The following is a 26,997-nucleotide window of genomic DNA, read 5'->3' as shown; positions in this document are numbered from 1 at the left end:
AGCCAGAAATAGTCCCGATCCATCGAAGCCTCCAGTCGGTGACCTTGAATCACGGCAGCCGCATCAATGAAAGCGGTTTATGGGTCCGGACCCTAGGACTTCGTCGGGTAGATGGCTGGGCAGCTGTGTAATGAAGACTAAGCCAAGATAACGCTTCCGACCGCGGCGAGCAATGCGAGCCACTTGGTCGAAAAGGTTGGGCATTTGCCGGATTCGCTCGGCCGACAGGAATTCATGGGCCTCTTCGATGAAAATGTTCACACGCGTCATCAAGCCGGCATCGGGTTCATCGTCCCGCTCTTCAAATTCCTTGTAGAGATGATCCTGGTGGGCTTGCATCGTACGCAAAAGTTGCGCGATCACCATGTTGCGCAGATATGGTGCGTCCATGTCACTAAGGTCTATGATTGAAACGAGGCCTGGCTTAACCAGCGCTTCGGCGGTCAAGCGATCGGCAGGCCGATCCGCAAAGATTTTGGCTCGCCGCATCTTATTGAGCACACCGTAGATCGCCATCCAAGAACGCTTGTCCTTCTCTGGCGGGCGCTGCTTGATGAGGGTGCGGATGTCGTCTTCGTGATCTTTGAACTCCGGGGATTGAGTCGCATTAGCAGTGCCACCAGCGTACTCCATCGCGAGATTTACGATGTCGAATATCATATGAATGGTCATACGCGGCCACCCTGATTGCAAGTCGTCAATGTCGAGCGATTGATTCTTCTCGGCGTCGTTTTGCGGATAGATTCCGAGCTGACGCATCACTACCTTGCATATATCGTAGGCATCTATCAGACGCCGCTCCTGTGGCTCCGAAAGGTCCAGGATTTCCATCAACACGTGGGGCGAAAGGTCGTCAAACGCGATCTTGAAGGCATGCTTGTTCGGGTGGGCCGGATTGGCTGTCTTGCGCCCCGCGAGGTGAAATAGTGCGGTTTTGGACACGCCTTTGGCCTGGAGGCCACGCTTGGTCAGCGCCGCAAGCATCCTCGGATTTTGGGTTGGCTCGTTAATTGTTGTGTACTCGCCTTCTGTATCGAAGACTACAACAGCGTTATCCGCCGCCGCAAGACTGGCAATCATGCCCGAAACCGTCGTGCTCTTGCCTCCTCCTGTTGTGCCTAAAATCGCGGTGTGTTTGAAGAGCACAGATTTCTTGGCGGCGGGCACTTCTATCGCTATGCCGCTGACGCCATCCAACAAACCGAGGCGGAACGGTCTTTCGTTTTCCTCGATATTCAGCCCAAGTACTTTCCGGACGTCATCGTTTGGCAGGAGAAACACGGGACTGTTAGGGCAGGGTCGGCGCACCGGCGGCACCATCTCGCCGGCTACTCGCTCGCCAAAAATCTCTACGTTGGCGATGCCGTGATAACCTGGCGTAAAGACAGCGCTATGTGCAGCAGCGACGATCAAGGTGGAAGCAGTGGGGCTAAGGGCGTCCGGTTCGGCGAACGGACCGGAAGATACGACACCAAGATACTCTGCCTCCTGGTTTCCAGTGCGAGGATCGATGCTCGGGATTCGTACGAAAGCTTCGCGGCAGACATTGCCAACATTTTTCTCGGGAACAAGTACTGTTACCGTGCCATCCTCGGAGCCGGGCCGATCGAACATAGTGCGGGCAACAGAGCCCTTATAGACCGCAGGCTCTTCGTAGGCCCCACCGTTATCGTTAGCCGTGCGCTCTAGTTCGACGGCGGCAGCAGCGATCTTGTCGTTCATTGTCATCTCCATTCGTGTCGCCGCTCAGGCGCGCGTTGAGCGTTCATCGAGAAAGCGGAAGGGGGCGCCGGTCCTCGCCATGACCGCGTGAACTTGGGCGCCAAGGGCACCGGGTTCGAACATACCTCGACACGTCCGGTCGGCGATGTCGATGAGGTTTGGAAAGCCGCGTGCCTCCTGCAGAACGCTGTCTGCCATGACGATTTGGGCAGCCTCGTGAACATGATCCTCATGGGCATAGAAGATACGGCCGGGCGCGAGAGATGATGCGCGGTAGACGCAAAGGATGACTTTGCCGCCCACTTCCTCTCCGAAATCCTTGACCTTCTGCAGAAGGCCCGAACGCTCGTAATGGGGACGCTCGTAGCTCGTGCCCTCCCAAACCCCCCTGACGATGTCCTTGGTGTTCCGGAGGACGGCATATTGCAGCGGTTTAAGCGCGTTGGAGATGGTGACTACCACCGGGTCGCTGACCTCGCTCGGAACGAAGATGAACTTCTTGTGCTCGAGCGTCAGGCGCCGAAGCATGAGCAGGCTCGCCTCGGCGAGGTCCTTGCGGCCGGAACCGACGATAAGCTCGTGCGGCATCGGGCTGCCGTGACCGAGCCGCCAAGGACTCGTTGAACGATCGGTCAGCATGGCGCGCTCCCCATATATCATCAGGGCGCGGCACATCATGTCACTAAGTGACATGGGCTGTCCGTCGTCTCCGAACTCGCCGTGTGCGATGTTGCGAGGTCGGCGGCGCGACCGCTGTTCGAGGAAAGCGATGACCTCTTCGGCTGGATCGTCGAAATGACGGAGAATATCGCGTCGATAGAGCCGATGCCCTATGGTTTCACCGCCGCCATTGCCGAGATAACTGGTGACACAGATCCCGATCTGCACAACGCTGAGCGGCAACGTGTTCACCGTGACCCGAGTGCCGTCACATGCCTCAAGTTGCCCGTTGAAAACGATATTCTTTAGCGCGCCAGTGACCAATTCTGGGGTCAAGGTGTAGATGCCGGATTCGGTGGATCGATCTTTGGCGACCTCTAACCCGCGCTTGAGGTTGTCTAGGACCCGCGGTGCGATCAAGGCTTCATCACGAACCGCCTTTTCCACCTCCCGCTCTAGCCGGACAGACAATTCGTTCATGCGCGTGCCGGCAGTCCAACTATCAAGGTTCAGGGCTTCCCTGAATTCGGCCTCAAGAGTGTCAGCCGCAAAATCCTCGGCGAAGCGATCCGCGTAGCCATGGTTGCTGGCGCCTGGTGCCGAGGCATCTGCAAATCTGCCATCGTTTTTTTCTTCAAGCGCCATGTTCTTCTCCAGTTCGCTCTCACAGATTCTTCGAGCGAGGTGGCGGGAGTTCGACAAACTACTTGCGAGAAAAAAGTCCAAGGGTTCCTGATGAATTATCGGAGGGAGCAATCAGACTTGCAAGGCCGGCAGAAATACGGGGCGGGAGCCCAAACTGCTCACGAATCTCCCCCGGTGACGCGCCACGCATCCGCTTCAGCTGAAACCATGGCGCGAGAAGCTCTACGGCAAGGTCGTCGGCTTCTGCTTCCAGCCGCTCGATCTCTCTGGCGCGTATCCCGTTGCCTCGCTCCATCGCGTGACGAATCGGCTCGACCGGAACGCCTCGCATGGCTGCGCTCAGTCGCTCGCCGTAGGTTAGGGCTCGCGTTCGGTCTAGAACGGCAAGGATTCCCGGACCGAAATGCTGGATGGCTCGATTGCGGGGCGCCAAATAGTGACAGAGGAGATGGGCTACTTCGTGAGCGATGGTAAGCCTTTGCTCGTCGTCCGGATCGTTCTTCTCGACTAGCACCAAAGCGTGTCCAGCGTCTGCGATCAGGCAGCCACGAAGTGGCCGCGTTACTCCGTCGAACCAAGGCGGTGCACCGATCCGGCGGAGCAATCTGACGGCGCCGGATGTGTCAAGACCGGCAATCCTTTGCACCGCCACATTCAATGTGCTAGATGCCGCCATTTCAACATCGGCCGGCCGTCCATAGCGCTCGCGGCCACCAGCATTTCCCCAAAAGGTCGCAGCGGCGGCCTGACTATCGATAGGAACTTTCATTTGCCCTAATCGTCCTCGACGTCACGAGCGGCCATCAGCCTGCCGTCATGGTCATCAGCGGTCGCGTGGGCATCGCCGAAGCGTTCCACTGCCTCAGCGGCTCGCAGGAAAAACACGAGTAGGGGGAGTTTGATGCCAAGGTCGGTTGAGATCTCTTTGACATCTACCATCCACATGCTCGGACGGGGCCGTCGGCACAGCGCAAGCTCGCTGATTGTACGATTCGGGGCATCAAGCTGTACCGCAGGATCTTGCTCAAATGCGATCCGCCACTTGTTAATCAGGGGTGCGATCAGGTCTGGGGCAGCATACGCTGCGCGGTGCGCTGCTCGTGCGAGGACGGCGTCGACGTCATCAGAGCTCATCGCGCAACCTCTTCATTCGCAGCAACAGTCGGTCCTTACTCTGCTTGACGATTCGTTCGGTATCGGGTTCGTTCGGGTCGATGCCAAGCGCGGTCGCGTAGGCTCCCGTACTCTTCTCCTCGGTGAGCATCAGCTCCAGGATTTTCGCCTCCACGTCGTTTGTCGCCAATCTGTGGCCATGCAAGTTCATGATATGGCGGGCATCGATCGCATCCTCGCCGTCGTACATATACTTCGCGCGAGCGGCCCAGAACTCGACATCAGATTCAATTTTTTGATCGAGCAACTTGGCACGTCGCTGCGAAATACGGACCAAGTCAATGGCATTGCGTTTTGCAATCATGCAAAGATAGGACCAGAGGGAACCCTGAGAAGGATCATACTTCGAGGGGGCCTGTAGGTGTTCCAAAATTGCGTCGACCACGAGATCGTGGCGCTCGTCCTCAGACAATTTCGGAAATTCGTTGACGATAAAGCCTGTTAGCGGCCCCGTTGCTGCAACGAACAAATCTCGAGATGCGGTGCGGCTGCCCTCGAGGAGGCGCTTGTGAATCTCGTCCAGAATTTCCTTCATCAAGCGAGCTCGAATTAGCCGCTGCGCTTGGTGATAAGACGTTGCCGACTGCGAATCACATATTTCGGGTTGAGCTCTATTCCGACAGCTGGCATGCCCCGGTCCGCAGCAACAAGAAGGGTGGTCCCTGAACCGGCATACGGATCTAGGACGACACCGCCCGAGGGACAGCCGACGGCAAGGCAACGCTCGACCAGCGCTTCGGGGAAGGGGGCGGCGTGCCGGTAACGCCGGTTCGCACTTGTTGCAGAAATGTCCCAGACGTCCTCTTGGCCTTCAAGACCCTTCCGATCGAAATGGTATCGGCCGGTCTTGGTCAGGATAAAGATGGTCTCGATTGTGGTCCACGGTCTGTCGCGTACGCTGGGTTCGGCGAGGGGCTTTACCTTTCGCCAAACCACCGATGATCTCAAGGTCCAGCCATCCGCCTGTAACGCAAGAGCGACTCTCCACGGCACGCCAAGAAGCGATTTCTTCGGCACCCCGAAACCCGGCCGATCCACGGCCCGGTACTTCTGGCGAGCGACACCGCGCCAAATCTGCTTGGGATCGCCACCCTTGGGCTGGCCTCGGCCGGAATAATAAGTGTCACCTAGGACGACGAAGATCGTTCCGGTCGGCTTTAGTACTCTACGCACCTGACGGAAAACCGTAGTTAAGGTCTTGACGTAGGCCTCAAGTGTATCTTCCTGGCCGGTCTGACCATCCACGTCATAGTCCCTTTGCCAATAGTAGGGTGGGCTTGTTACGACGCAGTCGACAAAGTTATCCGGCAATCGCCCGACGCCGGCGGCGGCATCGTCGTTGCTCAATATCCACTGAGTATCATCCCGGTAGCCATAGTGAGCGTCCTTGAGCGTGCCGCTTGGAAGCAGACAACCGTCCGTCTCAGCCTCGCCGGAAAGGCTGGTTAGTGGAGGCGTGGGCGACGGCTCTGAGCGTTCGTTCAGTTTGGCGACGATATCGCTGATCGTATCCACTTTCGCCATCTGTACCTACCGTCAGAGGTCGCGATGCCTGCGTCGAGCCAAGCGGCGACGTTTGTCTCCGCCAATATTCCCCTGCGCTGCTTAATAATTTGCGCGCGAATCTGCCTGATTTTAGATTATCGTCCGGACTGGAATAGGCTTCAAGGAAATACTGGCGGACGGATAGCTCAGAGAGAATTGGTGTTGCGCACACGTGTCGAGACAAGGCATCTTGCCACGTTGAAATACGCTCAAGAATAGCTACCCTGCGGCTGTAGCACGTCTTCTTGCTTGCGTTGGCGTTCTAGGTTCTTCCCGTGCCGATCATTTGCGCGAAGCCACCCTTCTGGTCGCGCCCCAACCCCACCTCCCCCTAAAACAGCGCCCTCTCCACCGCGGGCTCCAGCGTCTCCGCGAACGGCGTCGCCAGGTGATGCTGGTCGCGGTAGGCGATCTTGCCGTTGATGAAGACGTGGCAGGTTTTGGCGTTGCAGAACTGGCTGGTCATGTCGATGTAGCTGGCGCCGGCACGGCGCGCACGATGTTGCGCTCCACGGCGGCGTTGGCATCGTTGGCGGCTTCGGTGCGCTTCTGGTCGCATAGCGACGGCTTTTCGCCGCGCCACAGCGCGCGTGCCACGCAGGTGTCGACATGATCGTCGCTGAACGGCACGTCGCGGATGACGGCAACCTTTAAGCCCGCCTGGCTGAACGCGGTGAGCGTCGCGTGGAGGCCGGCGCGCCCGTCTGCATCCTGGCTGACGGGCGCCTGCGTGCCGGCTGACATCTTGTCCAGGCTGTCCAGCGCGATCTCCGAGATCACCACCAGGTTCGGCCGCGCGGCGATGATCTGCCGGCAACATTGGGGGAGATTCTTCCTTCTCCCGGTGAACGGGGAGAAGGCCGCTCTCCCGCCTCCTTCGCCAAATCTCGGACATCCGGGGTCGGCCCTTGCGTTGCCCCCGTCACACGCATCGGCTATCCAACCGGCAGCCATGCAATTCAAACGGAGCCTCCCATGACCAACACCACCATTTTCAAATTCGGCGCTGTCGAGCATGCCGAGGGCGGCGACTTGCCGGGCTGGATCGTTGTGGCGGGCCGGCCGACCATGCAGACCGCCGTGCAGCACACCACCGCCGATGGCAAGGTGCTGTCGGGCACCTGGCGGGCCTCGCCAGGCACTTATCACGCCACCTACACCGACTATGAGTTCGTGCACATGATCGCCGGCCGCATCATCATCACGCCCGATGGCGGCACGCCGGTCGAGGTCGGTCCGGGCGATGCGTTCGTGGTCGAAGCCGATTTCAAGGGCACCTGGCAGATCATCGAGCCGGTAACCAAGCACTTCGTCGTCAAGCTTGCTTGATCGACGTCGTCAAGCTTGCTTGATCGACGTCGTCAGGCTTGCCTGATCGGTGCCGATACACCTCGGCCGGCGCGGTTCATCGCCAGCGTCCCACTCGCCCAGCAGGGGAGGGGGACGTAGCGAAGCGAATATCGGTTAAGAGGGCGTCACCTCGTTCGCTTCGAACCGATGCGGATCGAAAAGCTGAGACGATGGCGTTCTGCGGAGCCTGGTCGAGATAACGCAGGCCAGGACTGCTGCCGGTCGCCGGCGCGTCAGCCAAGAGCGAGCGGCGCACTTCGAGAGTGCATGCCGCCCGTCCGGCGCCGGGCCGTCAATGCTGTTGTTACGAAACCCCCCAGCCCCGTCTCAACCGCCACGGCCATGGCGTGACCCATGGCTTGCTATACGCATGCAGCACCGCGGTCTGTCAACGCCGCCCGCGATGGCCGCGGGAGGTCGCTTTTGCGCCTCCCGGCCAGCTTTCCAGCCGGCCTCGCGCAAGCCCATTCGCCGCCGCAAAATGCGCTTGAAATGGCGGTTTTCCGGGTTTTCCGGCCGCTCCGGAGCGGATCTTTGGCACGCCAGAGGTCGCGATCTAGACCATTGAATGGATTTGTCTTTCCCGGCTGAAACGTTTCAGGAGCCCGGTTGTAGACCTGACTTTTTTTGGGTGTATTTCCCTGACGTCAATTTTGCAGCCGGCCCGACCGACCTGCCGGAGGGCAAGCCTCAGAGGCCGGCCTCGGCTGCCTGAGTCTCTCGGACCGACGGGCGCCGGACCATGCCGCTGACGACATAGGCCGCCGCGCCCAGCGCCGTGATCCAGAAGCTCGTCGGCCAGTCGGTCAGGAAGGCGAGCGTCAGGCTGATCCAGGCGATGATCACGGCAAGCGCGATGGACGTCAGCACGCCGGCTCCGACGCCGCTGGTAAGCCTGAGGGCGGTGGCTGCAGGCGCCACCATCAGCGCGAAGACGAGCAACACGCCGACGATCTGCACCGCCTCGGACGTGGCGACGGCGACCAGCACCATGAACAGGGTCGAGACAAGAGTGAGCGGCACGCCGCGCGCTTCGGCGAGTTCCGGCTGCAGGCTGGCGAACAGCAGCGGCCGCGCTATCAGCAAAAGCGCGACAAGGATCGCCACCGCCAGCACCGCAAGCACGATAACGGTGCGCAGGCTGATGCCCAGCACATTGCCGAACAGCACGTTGGTCGCCTGCGAGGCGAAGGCGGTGTAGAAATGCAGAAACAGCAAGCCCAAGCCGAGCGACAGCGTCAAAACGATGCCGATGGCGACGTCGCGATGCGCGCGTTCGCCAAGCAGGCCGATGCCGATGCCGGCGGCGACGGTAAACACCGTGAGGCCGAGAAACGGCGACAGCCCGATTAGGCCGGCGCCCGTGGCGCCGGGAAAGCCGACATGGGAGAGCGCATGACCGGCGAAGGTCTGGCCCCGGAGCACGAGGAAATAGCCGACCGCGCCCGAAACGATGCCGACGATGGTGCAGGCATAAAAGGCGTTGCGCATGAATTCATAGTCAAAGATCGTGGACATGCGCCCCGCTCTCCAGTTCGACATCGTCGGCCATGACGAAGATGCGGCCGGCAACCCGCACCACATTGATATGCGTGCCGTAGAGTTTCGACAGCACCGGCCCGCTGATGACCTCGTCGACGGAGCCGATCGCCGCCTTGCGGTTGCCGAGATAGAGCACGCGGTCGACGGCGCGCAGCAGCGGGTTGATCTCGTGCGAGCAGAACAGCACGGCAATGCCGAGCCGTTCGCCGATCTGATGCACCAGGTCGATGATCGCGCGCTGATGGCCCGCGTCAAGACTGATCAGCGGCTCGTCGAGCAAAAGCAGTTGCGGATTGCCGATCAAGGATTGCGCGATCAGGATGCGCTGGCGCTCGCCACCGGAAAGCTCGCCCAAGGGACGGCGCGCGAGGCTGCCGGCGCCCACCTCTTCAAGTGCCTTCCACGCCGCCTCCTTCTCGGCAGCCGATGCGACGGGCCAGCCCCAGCGATGCCCGCCGGCGGCACTCAGCACGAAGTCGAGGCCGCTGACGCCGACATCGCCAAGCGCGCGCCGCGCCTGCGGCATATAGCCGATGTCGGCGTTGCCGCGCGTCGGCGATTTGCCAAGCACCGAAATGGCGCCGCCGGCCGGTTTGATCAGGCCGAGAATGGCGCGCAGCATCGTCGTCTTGCCGGCGCCATTGGCGCCGAGCAGGCCGACAAAGGCGCCTTGCGGTAGAGAAAAGGAGACGTCGGATAAAACCCGGCGTCCCCCATAGGTCAGCGTGACCCTGTCGAATTCGATTGCGTTCATTTAGTCACATTCATTCGCAGTCACGTTCATTGTGTGCGGGCGGCGAGCGCCTTCTGGACCGCGTCGATCTGGCCGCGGAACCAGGTCTGGATCGTCTGGCCCGCCGGTTCCGTCTCGGTGACGCCGATGACAGTGACCTTATTCTGCCTGGCGATGTCGAGCAGCCTTGTCGTTGCCTCGTCGGTCACCTGCGAATTGTAGAACAGGATCTTGGCCGAGCCGTCCTTCAGGCTGTTTTCGAACGCCGCCACCTGCGTGGCGCTCGGCTCCGCATCGTTCATCAAAGCCACCTGGAAATCGTAGTTCAGCATTTTCAGGCCGAGCGCTTCCGCCATGTAGCCGAAGACCGGCTCGGTAGCCGTCACCTCGGTGCCGCCATAGGTGTTCTTGACGTCGGCGATTTCCTTGTCAATGGCCTCGAGCGAGGTCTGGACTGCCTTGAGATTGGCCTCGTAATGCGCTGCATTGGCCGGATCGCGTTTGGCAAGATCGGCGCTCAGCGCCTTGGCGATGGCCGGCAGCGTCGCCGGGTCGTACCACAGATGCGGGTTGTCGCCCGACTTCTTGCCGATCAGGTCGGCGGCGACGATGGTCGTGCGATCCTTGGCTGTCGAGGCCGACAGCAGCTTGTCCATCCACGGATCGTAGTCGGCGCCGTTGTAGATGACGATCTTGGCGTCGGCGATGGTGCGCGCCGTCGACGGGCTGGTCTCGAACAGATGCGGATCGTCATCGGGATTGGCCAGGATGCTGGTGACGGCGACGTTGCTGCCGCCGATCTGGCGGGCAAGGTCGCCATAGAAATTCTCGGCCGCCACGATGGTCAGCTTGTCTTCGGCGCGGGCAGCCGTGCCGGTCAAAAGCGGCACCGCGACGAGCAGCGCGGCGAGAAAGGGAATGCGACGCATCCGTGGTCTCCTTGCAGTCTGAAAGGTATGTCGCCGGAGAGGCGGGCTGTGTAACTGTATAACAGTAACAATATAACGTTTGCTTCGAAAATACGGTTGATGTCAATGGGCTTTTCGAGCCGCGCAGTTTTTCACGCGCACAAAAGCGTGAGCGGCCTGCGCCGATCAGGCGGAGCCACTCATGGCGGTCTTCCTGATGAATTCGCGGCGGGTAAGTTCCTTGCTTGTTGCAGTCAGTTTTGCGGACGCCTTCCCTCCCACGCGTCCTGCAACAGGGCGCGGATTGCGGCGCGGTCGAAAGGCCGCGGATTCCAGTATGGGTTCCTGGTCGCAATCTCAGCGGCGCGGTCGAGATCGGCCTGCATGAGGCCGAGTTCTTTCAATGTAAGGGGCGCGCCGACCGCCTTGGCGAAATCCTGGAGACCGCTACCGGCGCTGCTGCCAAACAAGTCGGCGACCGGCTTCAACAAGTCGGGCACCGCGGCGGCGTTGAAGCCGATCGTGTGCGGCAACATCACCGCATGCGTCTCGGCATGCGGCATGTCGAAAGAGCCGCCGAGCGTGTGACAGATCTTGTGATGCAGCGCCATGCCGACGGCGCCGAGCACCGTACCGCACAGCCAGGCGCCGTAAAGCGCATCGCCGCGTGCATCGATGTTTCCAGGCTCCTTGGTCAACACCGGCAGCGCAGTCTTCATGGCGCGCAATCCTTCTTTCGCCATCAGGGTGGAAATCGGATTGCGATCCTGCGCGTAAAGCGCTTCGGCCGAGTGCGCCATGGCGTTGAGTCCTGACGCGACGCTCATCGCTATCGGCAGGCCGACGGTCAGCTCTGGATCGTAGATCACCACTTCCGGCAGGATCCTTGCGTCACGCATTGTGGTTTTTTCGCCGTTCTCGGTCTGACCGAGGATCGGCGTCACCTCCGAGCCGGCATAGGTGGTCGGGATGACGATCTGCGGCAGGTCGGTGCGCCAGGCGATCGCCTTGCCGAGACCGGTGGTCGAGCCGCCGCCAAGCGCGACAACGCAGTCAGCGTTGACCTCGGTCGCCTTGGCCATTGCCGTTTGGGTTACCTCGACCGGCGTGTGCATGGCGGCGCCCGAAAAGGTGCCGGCCGCCAGCGCGCCGAGGGATTCGGCAAGCGCCTCGCCGTCGGCAGCCCGATGCGGCGTCGACAGCACCAGCGCGCGATTGCAGCCGAGTTTTTCGATCCAGGTGCCCACCTCGGACGACGCGCCATTGCCGAAGACAATATGCGCAGGGCTGCCGGAGTAGGTGAACGTCCTTGTCATGCCGATCCGCTCCCTTTGCATATTATCACTGTGACGGAGCCGAAATCGAGCGGCCAGCTCTCGCTGCCGACGACATCGTTTGCGTCGTCACCGTCTCGCAAGCGGGCCCTGATCTCTCCCGCGTACTCGCAAACGTATCGCCTTGACCACAAAAACGTCAAAAAAGTATCAGTGAGGTGGACACACCGTGGTGGCGGCTGCATGAATTGCCGCCTAAGCTTCGATCACTGCAGAGAGCGGCAAACGCGGCCTGCGGGAGATGGCACTGCAACTGGTCGCATGACCGGACCGGCGCCGGGAGGAACTGACATGAATCCGGACTTGGAAGTCGTCCAGATCAGACGCGGCGAGTCGTTCAAGGCCTGGGCCCACGGCTACCCCTTCCACACGGTGCGCTGGCACTTCCATCCCGAATACGAAATCCATCATGTCGTCGCCACCACGGGCCATTATTTCGTCGGTGACTTCATCGGCGAGTTCGAGCCCGGCAATCTCGTGCTCACTGGCCCGAACCTGCCGCACAATTGGGTCAGCGACGTGCCGGCAGGCGCCAGCGTGCCGCTGCGCGGCCGCGTCGTGCAATTCTCGCAAGAGTTCATCGCAGACGCCACCGCCGCGTTGCCGGAACTTGCCGGTTGTGAAAACATTCTCGAGCTCAGCCGCCGCGGCGCGCTGTTCTCCACCGCTACCGCCAAGCTCGCCGCACCTGTGCTGGCCGAACTGGTCGAGGCGCAAGGCGTTCGCCGCATCGCGCTGTTCATGGAGCTGATCGATATTCTGAGCCGCGCCGCCGATGTACGGACGCTGACCAGCGCCAGCTATCTGCCGGATCCCTCAGGCTTCATGTCGGCCGGCGTCAACAAGGCGCTTGCCTATATCAACGCCAACCTGACCGAGCCGTTCAGCGAAAGCGATCTGGCGGCGATTGCCGGGCGCAGCCCGAGCGCGTTTTCGCGCAGCTTCCGCCGTCATACCGGCATGGCGCTGGTGCAGTACGTCAACCGGCTGCGCATCAACCTTGCCTGCCAGTTGCTGATGAGCGAGGCCGACATGCCGATCACCGAGATCTGCTACGCCGCCGGCTACAACAACATCTCGAATTTCAACCGCCAGTTCCTGACCCAGAAAGGCATGTCGCCTTCGCGCTTCAGGGCCCTGCTGGCGGAAAACATCAGCGCGGAGATTGCCGCCTAACAGGGAGGACCGGGAGGAGCCTAGACGTTTACTGAGGTAAGAACGCGGGGTGCGTTGGAGGCGCCCCGTGCTGGAGATCGCTTGTCCCGAAATCCAGAGATATCAAGAGGATGCGCAGCACGGATCAAGTGCTCCGTTGTTCCTCGCAACAGCCCGACTGCAGTCAAGGCCCGGCGCCATGTGGTGTCCAGGGCTTCATGAAACCATTCCTTGAAACGGAGCTATCAAAATGACCAGATTTGCCTGGAAATCGACGGGAGCCATCGCGCTCACTGTTTCCCTTCTTGGCGGCACCGCTGCCTTTGCCGCCCCGGTTACCGACGCCACGGTCGCCTTCTTGATGCCCGACCAGGCCTCGACGCGCTACGAGCAGCACGACTATCCCGGCTTCGTCGCCGAGATGAAAAAACTCTGCCCCGGCTGCAAGGTGATCTACCAGAACGCCGATGCCGACGCCTCGCGCCAGCAGCAGCAGTTCAACTCGGTGATCTCGCAAGGCGCCAAGGCGATCGTGCTCGACCCTGTCGACTCGACTGCCGCCGCCTCGCTGGTCAAGCTGGCGCAGAGCCAGGGCGTCAAGGTCATCGCCTATGATCGCCCGATCCCGACTGCACCTGCCGACTTCTACGTCTCGTTCAACAATGAAGGCATCGGCAAGGCCATTGCCGACTCGCTCGTCGAACACCTCAAGGCGCTGAAGGTCGACCCCGCCAGCGGCGGCCTGCTGCAGATCAACGGATCGCCGACCGACGCGGCCGCCGGGCTGATCAAGAAGGGCATCCATTCCAGCCTCGACAACAGCGGCTACAAGATCCTTGCCGAATACGACACGCCGGAATGGGCGCCGCCGAAGGCGCAGCAATGGGCAAGCGGCCAGATCACCCGCTTCTCCACGCAGATCGTCGGCGTCGTTGCGGCCAATGACGGCACCGGTGGTGGCGCCATCGCCGCCTTCAAGGCCGCCGGTGTCGATCCGGTGCCGCCGGTGACCGGCAACGACGCGACGATCGCCGCACTGCAGCTGATCATCGCCGGCGATCAGTACAACACCATCTCCAAGCCGAGCGAGATCGTTGCGGCGGCTGCCGCCAACGTCGCCGTCCAGCTTCTGTCGGGCGAGACGCCGAAGGCCGAAATGACCCTCTACGACACCCCATCGCAGCTGTTCACGCCGGCGGTGGTGACGCAGGAAAACCTCAAGGCCGAGATCATCGACAAGAAGATCAACACCGCCGAAGAGCTCTGCGTCGACCGCTATGCCGAAGGCTGCAAGAAGCTCGGCATCACAAAGTGACAATGCAGGTCGCCCAAAATCGCGCAGCGGTTTTGAGATAAGACATGCATAAAAGGATGACCTAGAATCCTGATCCTGCTTTCCGGCCGCCCGTGCGGCGGCCGGAAGTTCGCAGTCACTCTTGACCGCCCATCCGGAAAGGTTTGCCACCATGTCTGACATCTCTGACGGACCGGTTTCGGCAGGCGAGCTGGTGCTCAGCCTGCGCGGCATCTCGAAGAATTTCGGCGCCGTTTCGGCGCTCACCGATATCGATCTCGATGTCCATGCCGGCGAGGTGGTGGCGCTGGTCGGCGACAATGGCGCCGGCAAGTCGACGCTGGTCAAGATTCTGGCCGGCGTCCACCAGCCGAGCTCGGGCACCATCAATTTCCGCGGCAGGCAAGTGACGATGCCCGACCCGAGCGCCGCGCTGACGCTCGGCATCGCCACCGTTTTCCAGGATCTGGCGCTGTGCGAAAACCTGGACGTCGTAGCCAACATCTTTCTCGGCAAGGAGCTCAACCCGCTACGGCTGGACGAGGTGGCGATGGAGATCCGCGCCTGGACGCTGCTCAACGAATTGTCGGCGCGTATTCCAAGCGTCCGCGAGGCGGTCGCCTCGCTGTCCGGCGGCCAGCGCCAGACCGTGGCGATCGCCCGCTCGCTGCTGCTCGACCCCAAGGTCATCCTGCTCGACGAGCCGACCGCCGCTCTTGGCGTCGCCCAGACGGCGGAAGTGCTGAACCTCATCGACCGGGTGCGCGAGCGTGGGCTCGGCGTGCTGATGATCAGTCACAATATGGAGGACGTGCGCGCCGTCGCCGACCGCATCGTGGTGCTCAGGCTCGGCCGCAACAACGGCGTCTTCGAACCCGACGCCTCGAACCAGGAACTGGTCAGCGCCATCACCGGCGCCACCAACAATGCAGTGTCGCGCCGCGCCGAACGGCGCAAGGCCGCCGAACAAGCGCACAACCAGGAGCAGCGGCCATGAGCGCGGAGCCCAAGCAGGACACCTCCTCGTCGACGGCGCTCGACCGCAGCGACGTGCGCGTCAAGCACCAGGCCGGCGTTGGTGGCGCCATCAGCGCCTTCTTCGACCGCGTCCGCTCCGGCGACCTCGGCTCGTTGCCGGTCATCGTCGGCCTGGTCATCATCTGGAGCGTGTTCACCGCCCTCAATCCGGTGTTCGTCTCGTCGAGCAACCTCGTTAATCTGTTGTTCGACTGCTCGACCGTCGGCGTCATCGCGCTCGGCATCGTCTGCGTGCTGATGGTCGGCGAGATCGACCTGTCGGTCGGCTCGATCAGCGGCTTTGCCTCGGCCATGGTGGGCACGCTGTGGGTCAACCAGGGCTGGCCGGTGGCGCTCGCCATCCTCGCCGCGATTGCCGTCGGCGGTTTCATCGGCGCGCTCTATGCCTTGCTGTTCAACCGGCTCGGCATGCCAAGCTTCGTCTCGACGCTCGCCGGCCTGCTCGCCGTGCTCGGCCTGCAGCTGTATATTCTGGGCTCCACCGGCTCGATCAATCTGCCCTATGGCTCGAACCTGGTGAATTTCGGCCAGTTGCTGGTCATGCCGGACTGGCTGTCCTATGCACTGGCGGCATTGCCCGGCATCGTCATGCTGATCAGCGGCCTGCGCACCGTCAGCCGCCGCCGGGCCGTCAATTTGTCGGCGCCGTCTGTCGGCGGCCTCATCGTGCGCGTCGCCGCCCTAACCATCCTGCTCGAACTGATCGTCGGCTATCTCAACCAGGCGCGCGGCATACCGTGGATGTTCGGCCTGTTCGTCGGCCTGGTGGTGGCGATGAACTATGCGCTGACCCGCACCCAATGGGGCCGCTCGATGACCGCCGTCGGCGGCAACCGCGAAGCGGCGCGCCGCGCCGGCATCAAGGTGCGCTCGATCTACCTCAGCGCCTTCGTCATGTGCTCGATGTTTGCCGCCCTCGGCGGCGTGCTGTCGGCGGCGCGACTGGCCTCGGCCAGCCAGCAGGCCGGCACCGGCGACGTCAACCTCAACGCCATTGCGGCGGCGGTCATAGGCGGCACCAGCCTGTTTGGCGGCCGTGGCAGCGCCTATTCCGCGCTGCTCGGCATCATCGTCATCCAGTCGATCGCCAGCGGGCTGACCTTGCTCGATCTGTCATCGTCGCTTCGCTACATGATCACCGGCGCCGTTCTGGCAATTGCGGTCATCGTCGACTCCCTGGCACGCCGCTCGCGGGTTTCCCACGGCCGCGCCTGAACGCAACCGCAATCGATACGAGGATAGAATGGCTCAGGATTTGAGTGGAAAGGTCGCGGCGATCACCGGCGCCGCGTCGGGCATAGGCCTGGAATGCGCGAGAGCGCTGATTGCCGCCGGCGTTCGCGTTGTGCTCGTCGACCGCGCCGAAGACGCGCTGAAAAGCGTCTGCACCGAACTCGGTCCCGACGCGATCCCGCTGGTGATCGATCTGATGAAGCCGGCCAGCGTCGCGACGATGATGCCGCAAATCCTGGACAAGGCCGGCCGGCTCGATATCTTCCACGCCAATGCCGGCGCCTATGTCGGCGGCCCGGTGCTCGAAGGCGACCCGGATGCCTGGGACCGCATGCTGAACCTCAACATCAATGCGGTCTTTCGTTCCATCCACGCCGTGCTGCCGCATATGGTCGAACGAAAGACCGGCGACATCATCGTCACGTCCTCGATCGCCGGACTGGTGCCGGTGGTCTGGGAGCCGATCTATACGGCATCCAAGCATGCCGTGCAGGCCTTCGTCCACACGGTGCGCCGGCAGGTCGCCCCGCACGGCCTGCGCGTCGGCGCGGTGCAGCCGGGGCCGGTGGTGACAGCGCTGATCAGCGACTGGCCGAAGGACAAGCTTGAGGATGAACTGGCCAAGGGCGGCCTGATACAACCGGTCGAGGTCGCCGAAGCCGTGCTGTTCATGCTGACGCGGCCGAGAAATGTCACTATCCGGGATCTGGTTATCCTGCCGCAGAGCAATGATTTGTGAGGCGTTAGGCGGTAGGAAATGGGGAGAGGCTCTTGCAACTGACGGTTCACTGCTGACCATCTCGCCTACTGCCTACTGCCTACTGCCTAACTTCTGAGGTTCCCCATGTCCCACTTCCTCGGCATCGACGTCGGCACTGGCAGTGCCAGGGCGGGGGTGTTCGACAGCAAGGGCACCATGCTTGCCTCGGCGAAGCGCGACATCGCTCTATTCATCGAGCCCGGCGAAATCGCCGAACAGTCGAGCGAGGACATCTGGCGTGCGGTTTGCGCCAGCGTGCGCGAGGCGGTGACCAAGTCGGGGCTCGCTGGGCGCGACATTGCCGGCATCGGCTTCGACGCCACCTGTTCGCTGGTCGTGGTCGGCCAGGATGGCGCGCCGTTGCCGGTCGGCCATTCCGGCGATGCCCAGCGCAACATCATCGTCTGGATGGACCATCGTGCGCTCGATCAGGCGCAGCGCGTCAATGCCGGCAAGCACGCCGTGCTCGATTATGTCGGCGGCACCATATCGCCGGAGATGGAAACGCCGAAGCTGTTGTGGCTGTGCGAAAACCTGCCCGCCACCTTCGATGCCGCCGAGCATTTCTTCGACCTCACCGACTATCTGACCTGGCGCTCGACCGGCAGCCTGGGGCGTTCGATCTGCACGCTGACCTGCAAATGGACCTATCTCGGCCACGAGCGGCGCTGGGACGAAGCCTATTTCCGCGCCATCGGCCTCGGCGCGCTCGCCGATGAAGGCTTTGCCCGCATCGGCACCGAGATCGTCGAGGGCGGCACCGCGCTTGCCCAAGGCCTGACTGAGGCCGCCGCGGCCGATCTCGGCCTGTTGCCGGGAACGCCGGTTGCGGCCGGCCTGATCGATGCCCATGCCGGGGGAGTCGGCACGGTTGGCGGGCAGGGCTCCGTCGGCACCTTGCAGTCGCGCATGGCCTATGTGTTCGGCACTTCGGCCTGCACCATGGCCAGCACCAGCGAGCCGGCCTTCGTGCCCGGCGTCTGGGGCCCGTATTTTTCCTCGATGGTGCCGGGGCTTTGGCTCAATGAAGGCGGGCAATCGGCGGCGGGTGCTGCAATCGACCACCTCGTCGCTTTCCATCCGGCCACCGCTGAGGCATCCGCGAAAGCCAAGGCGGAAGGTCTCGGCCTGACCGCTTGGCTTGGTCAGCAGGCGGCGGAGCAGTCCGCCGACCTGTCCGCCGTAGCGCACCTGGCCGATGGACTGCATGTCGTGCCGGAATTCCTCGGCAACCGCTCGCCCTTCGCCGATCCCGAGTCCAAGGCCTTGATCGCCGGGCTTGGCATGGACACGTCCCTCGACAGTCTGGTCGCGCTCTATGTCGCCGGCCTGCTGGGCATCGGCTACGGCGTGCGCCAGATCCTTGCGGCGATGGCCAACAAAGGCATCGCCATCGACACTATCGTCGTCAGCGGCGGTGCCGCGCAAAGCGAGCTGGTACGTCAGCTTTTGGCCGACACCACAGGCCTGACCGTCGCCGGTTCGACCTCGCCCGAACCGGTGCTGCTCGGTTCGTCCATATTGGCGGCGGTGGCGGCGCAAAAATATCCCGATGTGATCGCGGCGATGACCGGCATGTCGCGCATCGGCGACATCTATCGCCCGGCCGGCGGCGATCTGGTGCCTTGGCACGACAAGCGCTTCGCCGCCTTCGAACTGTTGCAGCAGGCGGGCCGCGCGATCCGCCATTGAGCGGCTTCGCTCACGTCCAGAAATAGCGGACGATGTGGAAGAACACCGGCGCGGCGAAGACCAAGCTGTCGGCGCGGTCCATCATGCCGCCATGGCCTTCGATGAGGTGGCCCCAGTCCTTGACCCCCTGGTCGCGCTTGATCGCCGACGCCACCAGCCCGCCGAGGAACCCCATCAGGCAGGCGATGAAGGCGACGCCTGCCGCCGCCAGCGGCGAGAACGGCGTCAGGAACGACAGCAGCGCGCCCAGAAGGCTCGATGCCACCAGCCCGCCGACCAGCCCTTCCCAGGTCTTCGAGGGCGAGACGGAGGGCGACAGAAGATGCCTGCCGAACAGCTTGCCGAAAATGTATTGCAGCACGTCGCTGCCTTGCACGGTGATGATCAGGAAGGCGATGAGCAGGAGGTTGCGGCCCTCGAAACCGGGCACGTTGAGGGTCAGCAGCGCCGGCACATGGCTGACGCAGTAGACCGAGATCATGACCGCCCATTGCTGCGCGGACACGCGCTCGAGGAAGCGCTCGGTGTCGCCGTTGAGCGCGGTGACCGCCGGCATCAAGAGGAAGCAGTAGACGGGGATGAAAATGGTGAAGAGCCCGTACCAGGCGGTCCACACCAGCCAGTACTGGAAGGGAATGATGATGCCGAACATGCCGAGCAGCACCCAGTGGTCGCTGCGCCGGCTGTGCGTCAGCGTCACGAACTCGCGCAGCGCGGCAAACGAGATCAGCGCAAACAGGATGGTCATGCCGGTGCGGCCGAAGAAGAAGGCGACGGTGATCGCCAGCACCATCACCCACCAGGCGTTGATGCGCTGGTTCAAGTTGACGAGCGTCGAGGGCAGCGGCTTCGGCGCCCGCCATGAGAGGATACCGGCAACGATGCTCGCCATGGTCAGCACGCAGATCAGGCCGGCCAGCAGGATGACGGTTTCATGCATTGGCGGCAGTGTCATACGAAGTCTCTTTGCCTTGTCATGCTAGTGGTCCCGATCGGGACGCGGGTTGAGCGACAGCAGCGTCTGGCGGGCGCGCTCGAGGAAGGTGCGGCGTTCTTCGCCGGGCGCGATCGCCACCGGCGGACCGAAGACGACGCGGCACAGAAGCGGCACCGGCAGGAACTGGCCCTTGGGCAGCACGCGCGACATGTTCTCGATCCAGCACGGGATGAGTTCGACATCGGGCCGCGCCATCGACAGATTGTAGAGGCCGGAGCGGAACGGCAGCAGATCCGCCTCCGTCGTGTTGCGAGTGCCTTCGGGAAACAGGATCAGCGAGTGGCCGTCGTCGAGCACCGACAGCATGATCGAGATCGGGTGTTGCGTTTCGTCGGTCCACTGCCGGTGGATGAGCACGGACGACAGCATGTCCTGCGCGATGAAGCGGCGCAGCCACGACTTGCCCCAATATTCGGCCGCCGCGATCGCATGGGTCCGGGCGCGCACCTTCTCACTCAGACAGGCCGACAGCAGGATGAAATCACCATGGCTGGCATGGTTGGCGAAGTAGATGCGCTGCCGCTCCGACGGCTGGCTGCCGTTCCAGATTGGTCTGACGCCGGTTACCACCCAGGCCGCCGCCGACAGGCCGACCGACGTCACCGTCTGCAGCAAGGTGAAGGTGTTGGCGCGCAGGTGAAGTTTTGTCATGGCTCAAACAAATGCTGCGAAAAGGGATGCCGCAGCAAACATGGCGAGCGCCATGCGCTGCCTTGTCAGCAGGCGGCGCGTGCCTGCCATGCGATGGTCGAGCGAGCGGCCGCCGGCAGTGGTGGATTTCAGGCGCATGCGCGCCAGCACATCGTCGACCGCGGCACCCCCGGCGGCCTCGCTGGCGTGGCTTGCCATCAGCCGGAACAGCAGCGCATCGAACAAAAGCAAGGCCGAAAGAGCCAGCGTGGCCACGGCGCTCGCCGCCGCGACCAGCCAGGCCGCCGCGGACAGCGCTGTCGTCTGCGGTCCGGCCACCAGGCCGATGACCGGCGCTGCCATCACAGCCGCGACCACCAGCAGGATCGGCCACACCGCCTGCACCATCAGCCCGGCGGCGAATATTTCGGCCTTCTCGGGAAAATTGTCGCCACTCATGCCGGCCAACTCATGTCGGTTCTTCCAGCCCCGGTTCTTCCAGCCCCGGTTCATCCAGCCCGATCTGAAGGTGCACGGGCCTGCCCGACGCGGCGAGTTTCTTGCGCGCCTGTGCAGCTGTGTACGAGCGCCCCGTCACCACCAGCCAGTCGGCGACGACGGCTGCACTGCGCTGGAAGCCGAGCGCGCAGCAGACCAGGACGGTGCCGCGCCGGCGCGCCAGCTCGATCGCCGCCACCGCTCGCTCCAGCCTGTCGTGAGGCGGCGCCACGAGGTCGAGCATCGCGTAGCTGATCCAGCGGCAGGTCACGCCGCGCGGCCGTTCCATCTCGCCGGCAAGGTCGATCACTGTGCCGAAGCGGTTGGCCTCGTCGGCACTCGGAAACCGGCCGAGGAAAACACCGTCGGTGATCTCCGCTTGCGGCGCCAGTTGGCGGGTCCATACCCACACATTGATCCGGGCGCCAAGCCGGTAGGGCAGGAGCAGGATACGGTTGGCCAGTGAGACGCTACCATCGGCTGCCTTCTGGAACACTTTGGCGCCGGCCCCAGCATAGCCGAAGGCGACGATGGCCAGCGCCAATGCCGGCCACAACAGGATGAGAAAATCGGCGGAGACCAACGCGCCCTCGGCAGCGCCGGCCAGGGCAAGGGCCGCCCCCAGCCCGTAATAACCCGCCAGCCGCCGCGCCCTTGGGTCGGCGGTCAACCGAAAACCCCAGAATGGCAGCTCGCCCTTGGACGGAAACAGCCACAGCGCAAACAGGCCGAGCAGGGCGCCGGTCGGAATGTCGATGAAATGATGCTGCCAGGTCGTCAGCACCGAGGCGCCGATGAGAAAACACCAGACGTGCCAGACCGGGCGGAGAATGCCGCCGAGACGGTGACGTGCCAGAACGTGACGCCAATGGTCCCAGATGATCACCAGCAGCGCGATGTGCAGGGATGGCGCCTGGTTGAACGGCTTGTCGAAACCACCGAGCACCGCAAACAGAAAACCCGGCAGGCCGGTGGTTTCCGGCCGCACGAAGGTCGCCGTCAGCGGGAACGCGATGAAGCAGGCGACGGCAATGATCTGCGCCGAGAGATAGCGGCCGGCGAGCCGGTCGACGCCGCGCCTGGTCGTGTTGAGCAACAGCGACAGGCCGTAGAACAGATCGATAGACCAGTAGGGCACGATCGTCCAGGCGACGAACGGGATGGCGTGTTCCCAGGCAAACACGATGCTGCCGACATGGTCGCGCCGCGACGCCAGCCAGTTGGCAAAGCCATAGGTCGAATAGAAGAACGGCGCCAGCAGCGCCAGCCAAAGGGCGGCCCTCAGCACGATATCCAAATTGTGTTCCCGAGCCGGGGCCATGGTCTCAGACGCGCCGAGCGACCGAAACAGTGAAGATGCCCCATTGGTCGATGCGCTGGTCGATCTTCTCGAAACCGGCCGCCGTCACCAACTGGTCCATCTCGCCCTGCGTGCGCCGCCGCATCACCCATGCCTGGCCGCCGCGATGCGAGGTCAGGCTGCGCGCGATCATCTCCAACTGCGGATGCCATGGCTGGTTGGTGTAGACGAGCAGGCTGCCGGGTTGCATGGCGCTGGCCAGCCCGCCGAGCGAGCGGGAAATCATCGTGTTGTCGGCGAACAATTCGTAAAGCCCGGAGACGATGGCGAGGTCCGGCGCCGGCTTTTGCCCGGCCAGCATGTCGGCATCGAAGGCGTCGGCCTGATGGAAGGTGACGCTGGTCGGCAGCTGCCGCTCGGCGATCAGCTTCGAACCCAACCCGACATTGAGCTCGGAATAATCCTGCAGCCGCACGCTTGCTGGCGGTTCAGTGCATTTGGTGACGGCATCGAGCACATAGCGGCCGTGACCGGCGGCGATGTCGAGCATGTGGACGGGACGGCCGGCTGCCTTCAGGCTGGCGGCGGCGTTGCCGATCAGCTCTTCCAGATGCAGCTTGCGCTGGCGGATGCCGCGCCAGCCGATCGCGTCGAGGAAGGTGCGGTCGATCATGCGGCCGATGAAGCCGGTGCCGCGCGCGTCGTTCTCGTAGACATAGTCGAGCGTCGAGCCGGAATCGAAGCCGGTGGCGATGCCAATCTTCATGCCCGAAGACAGCCAGGCGCCCATGCGGATCGAGGCGCGACTCATCGCCCAGAAAATTCCCTTGGGCGACAACAGCGTCAGCGGCGAGGCGAGCCTCTCGGCCTCGTCGCGGGTGTAGCCGGCGCGGTCGGCCTGAAGCAAGTCGATGGTTTTCTCCGGCGTGGCAAATTGCTTTTCGAGGAACGGCCGGATCAAGTCCAGCGCCTGCTTGCGATCGCGCTCGCCCAGCGTGTCGTGGAAGAAGCCGGGCAGCACATGCCGCTCCTTGGCGCTGCTGCCGAGATTGACGAAGAATTCGTGCTGCGGTCCATGCCGCACCACCCAATCGCTGCCGGAGATCAAGAGCTGCGTCGGCACGGTGATGGCGCGCGCGTCCGAGACGATGCGGGCAGCGTGGTCGTAAAGCTCGACCAGGATGTTGGAGGCGATCGGTCGCGTGATCAGCGGATCGGCGTCGAAGGAAGCGATGCGCTCGGCATCATGCGTCAGGAACTTCGCCTTGACGTAGGAATTGACGAAGAAGCGGCCCTTGAGCTTCTGCCACAGCGCAATGCCCTCTTTGGCGAAGGGCACGTAGAGCTTGACCGAAAAGGCCGGTGAAGCCACCACCAGCGCGCGGATGTCGGGCGCATAGTCATGCACCCAGGCAGCGGCCAGCACGGCGCCGAAGGACTGCGCGATCAGCGCGATGTCGCGCTGGCCAAAACCATCCCGGCTGATCTCACGCACCAGGCAGTCGATGTCACGAACCAGGGCGGCAAAGGACGGCGCATAGCCGCGCTCGCCGGCCGAGCGGCCATTGCCGCGCGCGTCCCAGGCGTAGAAGGCATGATCGGGCATGGCGAGTTCGTCGACCAGATGCGCCATGCGGCCGCCATGCTCGTGGCCGCGATGGAACAGAAGGATCGCACCCTTTGGCGTCGACTCGGCGGCCGGCCAGTAGCGGTAGAAGATCTCGGTGCCGTCATGGCTCTTGAACGTGCGCTCCTGCGCGATGCGCTCGAGGCTCGCCGGTGCTCCGGCTGCAATGGTCTGGTGGATCATGGTTTCCCTCTGGCGGTCGGGTGCCTGACGCTTTGGCATCATGCGCCGCCCGCTCTAAGGCCGCCGCGTATCCGGTTGATGGCGGTTACGACTGACAGTGTAGCCATGACCGGAAACACAAACGGCGCGATCCCCGCCACCCACAGGCCGCAAGCGAGGAGAAAGCCGATGACGCCGAGCACCAGGGCTCGGTCGCTCTTGCCGAACGGCCCGGCATAGTTGCGCCCGCTGCCTGCGGCAACGCCAAGCACGCCGGCGAACTCGACAAGCATGGCGGTAATAGCGAAGGCGACGACACCCCAGGCCGGGAACAAGGTGGCAAAGGCCAGGATCAGCGCCAAGTCCGAGACGACGTCGCAGAGTTCGTTGAGATACATGCCGAGTTTTGATGCTTGCCCATGTTCCCTGGCCAGCATCCCGTCAATGGCGTTGAGCGCCATGCGCACGAACAGCACCACCGGCATCAAGAGGAAAACCAGGGGATGGAAGGCAAAGGCCGCGACCACCAGGCCTGTGGCGGTGGAGAGCGCGGCGGCGAGAAGCGTGATCTGGTTGGCGGTGACGCCGGCATCGGCCAGCCGGTCGGCCAGCGGCCGCAGCCTGGCCTGAAAGGCCGGTTTCAGTTGATAAAGCGTTGGCATGTGCGATCCCCCAACCGCGGCTCATGACAGTGTCGGCGAGATTGGTCAATCGGCAGGCAGGGCGCAAGGGCTTGCACCAGCATCCGCACCGTTGCGGGATTCGAAACTCCCGGCATGGATGCAGAGGCGCAGCCGAAGATCTCCGCCAAGCAGGATGTTGCGCGCTACAAACCGCCTCGGAAATGAGAACTTTACAAATATTTGTATTTATGTGAAGTAAATCACTGAAAGGTTCATCATGACAAACAGTCGCTTCGCCACCCGCCTGAATTCCTTCGCCTCGCGGCCGCAAGCCGAATGGCCTGATCTCACCGGCAAGCCAACCATGCTGCAGATGGCAGCCCGCGCGGCCAAGGTCGACGGGCTGACCGACCTTGATCTTAATTTCCCCGACCATGTCAGTGAAAAGCCGGCTGAGATCGCGCAAAAGCTTGACGATTTCGGGCTTTCCATCAATGGCTTTGCCATGCGTTACTACTCCAATCCGGCCTTCAAGCTCGGCGCCTTCACCAATCCGGACCCGGCGGTACGCCGCGAAGCCATCGACCTGACCAAGGCCGGTATCGATGCGGTGCGCGCGGCGGGCGCCAGTTTGATGACGCTGTGGCTCGGCCAGGATGGTTTCGATTACGCCTTCCAGGCCGACTATGCAACGCTCTGGCAACACGAGATCGATGGGGTTCGTGAAGTTGCCGCGCATGATCCCGGCTGCCAGATCAGCCTGGAGTACAAGCCGAACGAACCGCGCTCCTACTCGCTGATGCCGGATGCGGCGACCACCTTGCTTGCGATCCGCGAGGTCGGCCTACCCAATCTGGGCGTCACGCTCGATTTCGCTCATGTGCTCTATGCCGACGAACAGCCGGCCTTCGCCGCGGCGCTGATCGCTCGCCACAGCAAGCTTCTCGGCGTCCATCTCAACGATGGCTATGCCAAGCGCGACGACGGCCTGATGGTCGGCGCGGTGCACACGCTGCAGACCATCGAACTGCTGCGCCAGATCCGCCGCGACGGCTACGCCGGCGCCATCTACTTCGACACTTTCCCCGACATGACCGGGCTCGATCCGGTGCGCGAATGCGAAGTCAACATCGCCACCGTCAAGCGCCTGCTGCGCGTTGTCGACCGGCTGGAGAAGGATAGCCGCTTGTCCGCCGCCATGGACAGCCAGGACGCCGTGACGTCGCAGGCTATCGTCCAGGAAGCCATGCTCGGGTCGTGACGAGGGGCGTGGATGACGTTGAGCAATCTCGATCTGAAAGCCGTGGGGCCGCGCATCCGCATGATGATGCCGCATCTCACCCCGCTTGAGGCCAAGGTGGTGGAAACCGTCTTCGGCCGCCGCGGTTTCGATGAGACCATTCCGCTCAAGCAGATCGCCGAGGAGGCCGGCGTGTCGGAAGCGATGGTGGTCAAGATCGCCAAGAAACTCGGCTTCTCCGGCTACCGCGACTTCCGCACCGCCGTCTATGAATACAGCCGCCTGCCGACCGCCGAGATGCACCAGGAACTGTCGGTCGACGACAGCTCGGCCGAGATCGTGCAGAAAGTGTTCCGCACCTCGATCCAGGCGCTGGAGGAGACGCTCGCGATCCTCGACATGGACGATTTCGACCGTGCCGCCGATCTGCTCTACCGCGCCAGGAACCGCGATTTTTATGGCGTCGGCGGCTCCGCCCAGATCGCCCGCGACGTCTCGCACAAATTCCTGCGCATCGGCATCCGCGCGTCTGTCTATGACGACTCGCACATGATGCTGATGTCGGCCTCGCTCCTCGGCGCCGACGACATCGCCGTCGGCTTCTCGCATTCCGGCAACACGTCGGCCGTCATCGACGCCATCCATCTAGCCCGCAAGAGCGGCGCCCGCACGCTGGCCATCACCAACTACGACAACTCGCCGCTGGCCCAGATTGCCGACATCGTGCTGTGCTCGACCGCGCAAGGCTCGCCGCTGATGGGCGAAAACGCAGCGGCGCGCATCGCGCAGCTCAACATCCTCGACGCTTTGTTCGTGGCGGTGGCGCAGCGCGACTATCAGGCGGCGGAGCGCAATCTCGGGCGCACCATGTCGGCGGTCACCTCGAAACGAAAAGACCGGGGCACATGACGGTTCCGCTGGTCACCGTCTTCGGCAGCCTGCATTACGACATCATGGTCGACGCGCCCGACCGTCCGCGCAAGGGCGAGACGGTGACCGGCCATGCCTGGCAGCCGAAATGCGGCGGCAAGGGCGGCAACCAGGCGGTCTCGGCGGCACGCGCCGGCGTGCGTGCGGCGATGATCGGCGCCGTCGGCGACGACGATTTCGGCACTGTGCTGCTGGCCAATCTCGAT

Annotated in this window: 28 protein-coding genes; 10 read left to right on the top strand and 18 right to left on the bottom strand. The window is 63.0% G+C overall.

What is annotated here, in order from left to right; all coding sequences use genetic code 11:
• Positions 1-63: 63 nt before the first annotated feature.
• The 8 genes from NKH35_RS27510 to NKH35_RS27475 all read right to left on the bottom strand — a co-directional run bounded on the left by NKH35_RS27510 (position 64) and on the right by NKH35_RS27475 (position 6,525).
• On the bottom strand, positions 64-1,722 hold the full coding sequence (locus NKH35_RS27510) for an ATP-binding protein (protein WP_352917046.1): 1,659 nt from the start codon (positions 1,720-1,722) through the stop codon (positions 64-66).
• 24 nt (positions 1,723-1,746) lie between these two features.
• Complete coding sequence (locus tag NKH35_RS27505; RefSeq protein ID WP_352917044.1) at positions 1,747-3,027, bottom strand: hypothetical protein; 1,281 nt, start codon at positions 3,025-3,027, stop codon at positions 1,747-1,749.
• 58 nt (positions 3,028-3,085) lie between these two features.
• Positions 3,086-3,796: an ImmA/IrrE family metallo-endopeptidase gene (locus NKH35_RS27500; protein WP_352917042.1), complete on the bottom strand. Its 711-nt coding sequence runs from the start codon at positions 3,794-3,796 to the stop codon at positions 3,086-3,088.
• A 5-nt stretch (positions 3,797-3,801) separates the two neighbouring features.
• Entirely contained in the window at positions 3,802-4,161 is a 360-nt protein-coding gene (locus NKH35_RS27495; protein WP_352917040.1) for a hypothetical protein, read from the bottom strand.
• Positions 4,151-4,735 (bottom strand): sigma factor, encoded by a 585-nt coding sequence (locus NKH35_RS27490; protein WP_352917038.1) that lies wholly within the window; start codon positions 4,733-4,735, stop codon positions 4,151-4,153. The genes NKH35_RS27495 and NKH35_RS27490 overlap by 11 nt, the downstream gene beginning before the upstream one ends.
• Positions 4,736-4,749: 14 nt before the next feature.
• The gene (locus NKH35_RS27485; RefSeq protein ID WP_352917036.1) at positions 4,750-5,724 is read right to left on the bottom strand and encodes a DNA-methyltransferase; all 975 of its coding nucleotides are present in this window, start codon (positions 5,722-5,724) and stop codon (positions 4,750-4,752) included.
• Positions 5,725-6,076: 352 nt separating this feature from the next.
• Complete coding sequence (locus NKH35_RS27480; RefSeq protein WP_352917034.1) at positions 6,077-6,304, bottom strand: SGNH hydrolase domain-containing protein; 228 nt, start codon at positions 6,302-6,304, stop codon at positions 6,077-6,079.
• Positions 6,208-6,525: a hypothetical protein gene (locus NKH35_RS27475; protein WP_352917048.1), complete on the bottom strand. Its 318-nt coding sequence runs from the start codon at positions 6,523-6,525 to the stop codon at positions 6,208-6,210. The genes NKH35_RS27480 and NKH35_RS27475 overlap by 97 nt, the downstream gene beginning before the upstream one ends.
• A 195-nt stretch (positions 6,526-6,720) precedes the next feature.
• Here NKH35_RS27475 and NKH35_RS27470 point away from each other — a divergent pair, with 195 nt between their 5' ends.
• A complete protein-coding gene (locus tag NKH35_RS27470; protein ID WP_023672492.1) occupies positions 6,721-7,074 on the top strand; it encodes a cupin domain-containing protein in 354 nt (117 codons plus the stop codon).
• A 711-nt stretch (positions 7,075-7,785) separates the two neighbouring features.
• Here the strand turns inward: NKH35_RS27470 and NKH35_RS27465 are convergent.
• The 4 genes from NKH35_RS27465 to NKH35_RS27450 all read right to left on the bottom strand — a co-directional run bounded on the left by NKH35_RS27465 (position 7,786) and on the right by NKH35_RS27450 (position 11,594).
• Positions 7,786-8,613: a metal ABC transporter permease gene (locus tag NKH35_RS27465; RefSeq protein WP_352762968.1), complete on the bottom strand. Its 828-nt coding sequence runs from the start codon at positions 8,611-8,613 to the stop codon at positions 7,786-7,788.
• Positions 8,597-9,391, bottom strand: a complete 795-nt coding sequence (locus NKH35_RS27460) for a metal ABC transporter ATP-binding protein (RefSeq protein ID WP_352762966.1) — start codon at positions 9,389-9,391, stop codon at positions 8,597-8,599. The genes NKH35_RS27465 and NKH35_RS27460 overlap by 17 nt, the downstream gene beginning before the upstream one ends.
• Positions 9,392-9,417: 26 nt before the next feature.
• Positions 9,418-10,299, bottom strand: a complete 882-nt coding sequence (locus tag NKH35_RS27455; RefSeq protein WP_352917032.1) for a metal ABC transporter solute-binding protein, Zn/Mn family — start codon at positions 10,297-10,299, stop codon at positions 9,418-9,420.
• Positions 10,300-10,532: 233 nt separating this feature from the next.
• Complete coding sequence (locus NKH35_RS27450; protein ID WP_352463173.1) at positions 10,533-11,594, bottom strand: maleylacetate reductase; 1,062 nt, start codon at positions 11,592-11,594, stop codon at positions 10,533-10,535.
• A gap of 309 nt (positions 11,595-11,903) precedes the next feature.
• On the opposite strand from NKH35_RS27450, the gene NKH35_RS27445 reads away from it, so the two are divergent.
• From NKH35_RS27445 to NKH35_RS27420, 6 genes are all read left to right on the top strand, one after another.
• Positions 11,904-12,788, top strand: coding sequence for an AraC family transcriptional regulator (locus tag NKH35_RS27445; protein ID WP_023672497.1), 885 nt, complete (start codon positions 11,904-11,906; stop codon positions 12,786-12,788).
• A gap of 229 nt (positions 12,789-13,017) precedes the next feature.
• Positions 13,018-14,082 carry an ABC transporter substrate-binding protein gene (locus NKH35_RS27440; protein ID WP_352762961.1) on the top strand — a complete coding sequence of 355 codons (1,065 nt, stop codon included), beginning with the start codon at positions 13,018-13,020 and terminating at the stop codon, positions 14,080-14,082.
• A 151-nt stretch (positions 14,083-14,233) separates the two neighbouring features.
• On the top strand, positions 14,234-15,058 hold the full coding sequence (locus tag NKH35_RS27435) for an ATP-binding cassette domain-containing protein (RefSeq protein ID WP_352762959.1): 825 nt from the start codon (positions 14,234-14,236) through the stop codon (positions 15,056-15,058).
• Positions 15,055-16,314, top strand: coding sequence for a sugar ABC transporter permease (locus tag NKH35_RS27430; RefSeq protein ID WP_023672500.1), 1,260 nt, complete (start codon positions 15,055-15,057; stop codon positions 16,312-16,314). Before NKH35_RS27435 ends, NKH35_RS27430 begins: the two co-directional genes overlap by 4 nt.
• A 28-nt stretch (positions 16,315-16,342) precedes the next feature.
• The gene (locus NKH35_RS27425; RefSeq protein WP_352917030.1) at positions 16,343-17,071 is read left to right on the top strand and encodes an SDR family oxidoreductase; all 729 of its coding nucleotides are present in this window, start codon (positions 16,343-16,345) and stop codon (positions 17,069-17,071) included.
• Positions 17,072-17,176: 105 nt separating this feature from the next.
• The gene (locus tag NKH35_RS27420) at positions 17,177-18,784 is read left to right on the top strand and encodes an FGGY-family carbohydrate kinase (protein ID WP_352917028.1); all 1,608 of its coding nucleotides are present in this window, start codon (positions 17,177-17,179) and stop codon (positions 18,782-18,784) included.
• A gap of 10 nt (positions 18,785-18,794) precedes the next feature.
• Here NKH35_RS27420 and NKH35_RS27415 read toward each other — a convergent pair whose 3' ends face one another.
• The 6 genes from NKH35_RS27415 to NKH35_RS27390 are packed head-to-tail and all read right to left on the bottom strand — an operon-like array spanning position 18,795 to position 24,660.
• The gene (locus NKH35_RS27415; RefSeq protein WP_027048767.1) at positions 18,795-19,724 is read right to left on the bottom strand and encodes a phosphatidate cytidylyltransferase; all 930 of its coding nucleotides are present in this window, start codon (positions 19,722-19,724) and stop codon (positions 18,795-18,797) included.
• A gap of 39 nt (positions 19,725-19,763) precedes the next feature.
• Positions 19,764-20,432, bottom strand: coding sequence for a lysophospholipid acyltransferase family protein (locus NKH35_RS27410; protein ID WP_031262250.1), 669 nt, complete (start codon positions 20,430-20,432; stop codon positions 19,764-19,766).
• A gap of 3 nt (positions 20,433-20,435) precedes the next feature.
• A complete protein-coding gene (locus NKH35_RS27405) occupies positions 20,436-20,870 on the bottom strand; it encodes a hypothetical protein (RefSeq protein ID WP_023693832.1) in 435 nt (144 codons plus the stop codon).
• 10 nt (positions 20,871-20,880) lie between these two features.
• Positions 20,881-22,230 carry a phosphatase PAP2/dual specificity phosphatase family protein gene (locus tag NKH35_RS27400; protein ID WP_050590393.1) on the bottom strand — a complete coding sequence of 450 codons (1,350 nt, stop codon included), beginning with the start codon at positions 22,228-22,230 and terminating at the stop codon, positions 20,881-20,883.
• Positions 22,231-22,234: 4 nt separating this feature from the next.
• Entirely contained in the window at positions 22,235-24,016 is a 1,782-nt protein-coding gene (locus NKH35_RS27395; RefSeq protein ID WP_502907002.1) for a bifunctional alpha/beta hydrolase/class I SAM-dependent methyltransferase, read from the bottom strand.
• Between the two features lie 41 nt (positions 24,017-24,057).
• Positions 24,058-24,660, bottom strand: coding sequence for a CDP-alcohol phosphatidyltransferase family protein (locus NKH35_RS27390; RefSeq protein WP_023733961.1), 603 nt, complete (start codon positions 24,658-24,660; stop codon positions 24,058-24,060).
• A gap of 238 nt (positions 24,661-24,898) precedes the next feature.
• Here NKH35_RS27390 and NKH35_RS27385 point away from each other — a divergent pair, with 238 nt between their 5' ends.
• From NKH35_RS27385 to NKH35_RS27375, 3 genes are all read left to right on the top strand, one after another.
• Complete coding sequence (locus NKH35_RS27385) at positions 24,899-25,882, top strand: TIM barrel protein (RefSeq protein ID WP_352917023.1); 984 nt, start codon at positions 24,899-24,901, stop codon at positions 25,880-25,882.
• Positions 25,883-25,894: 12 nt separating this feature from the next.
• Positions 25,895-26,770 (top strand): MurR/RpiR family transcriptional regulator, encoded by an 876-nt coding sequence (locus NKH35_RS27380; protein ID WP_023672510.1) that lies wholly within the window; start codon positions 25,895-25,897, stop codon positions 26,768-26,770.
• On the top strand, positions 26,767-26,997 hold a 231-nt coding region (locus tag NKH35_RS27375), incomplete at its 3' end, for a PfkB family carbohydrate kinase (RefSeq protein WP_352917021.1). The genes NKH35_RS27380 and NKH35_RS27375, both read left to right, overlap by 4 nt.

It is taken from the genome of Mesorhizobium sp. M1143, assembly GCF_040318435.1.
Lineage (GTDB): Bacteria > Pseudomonadota > Alphaproteobacteria > Rhizobiales > Rhizobiaceae > Mesorhizobium.
Note: the sequence above shows the minus strand (reverse complement) of the source record. Positions and strands in the feature narration are given on the sequence as shown.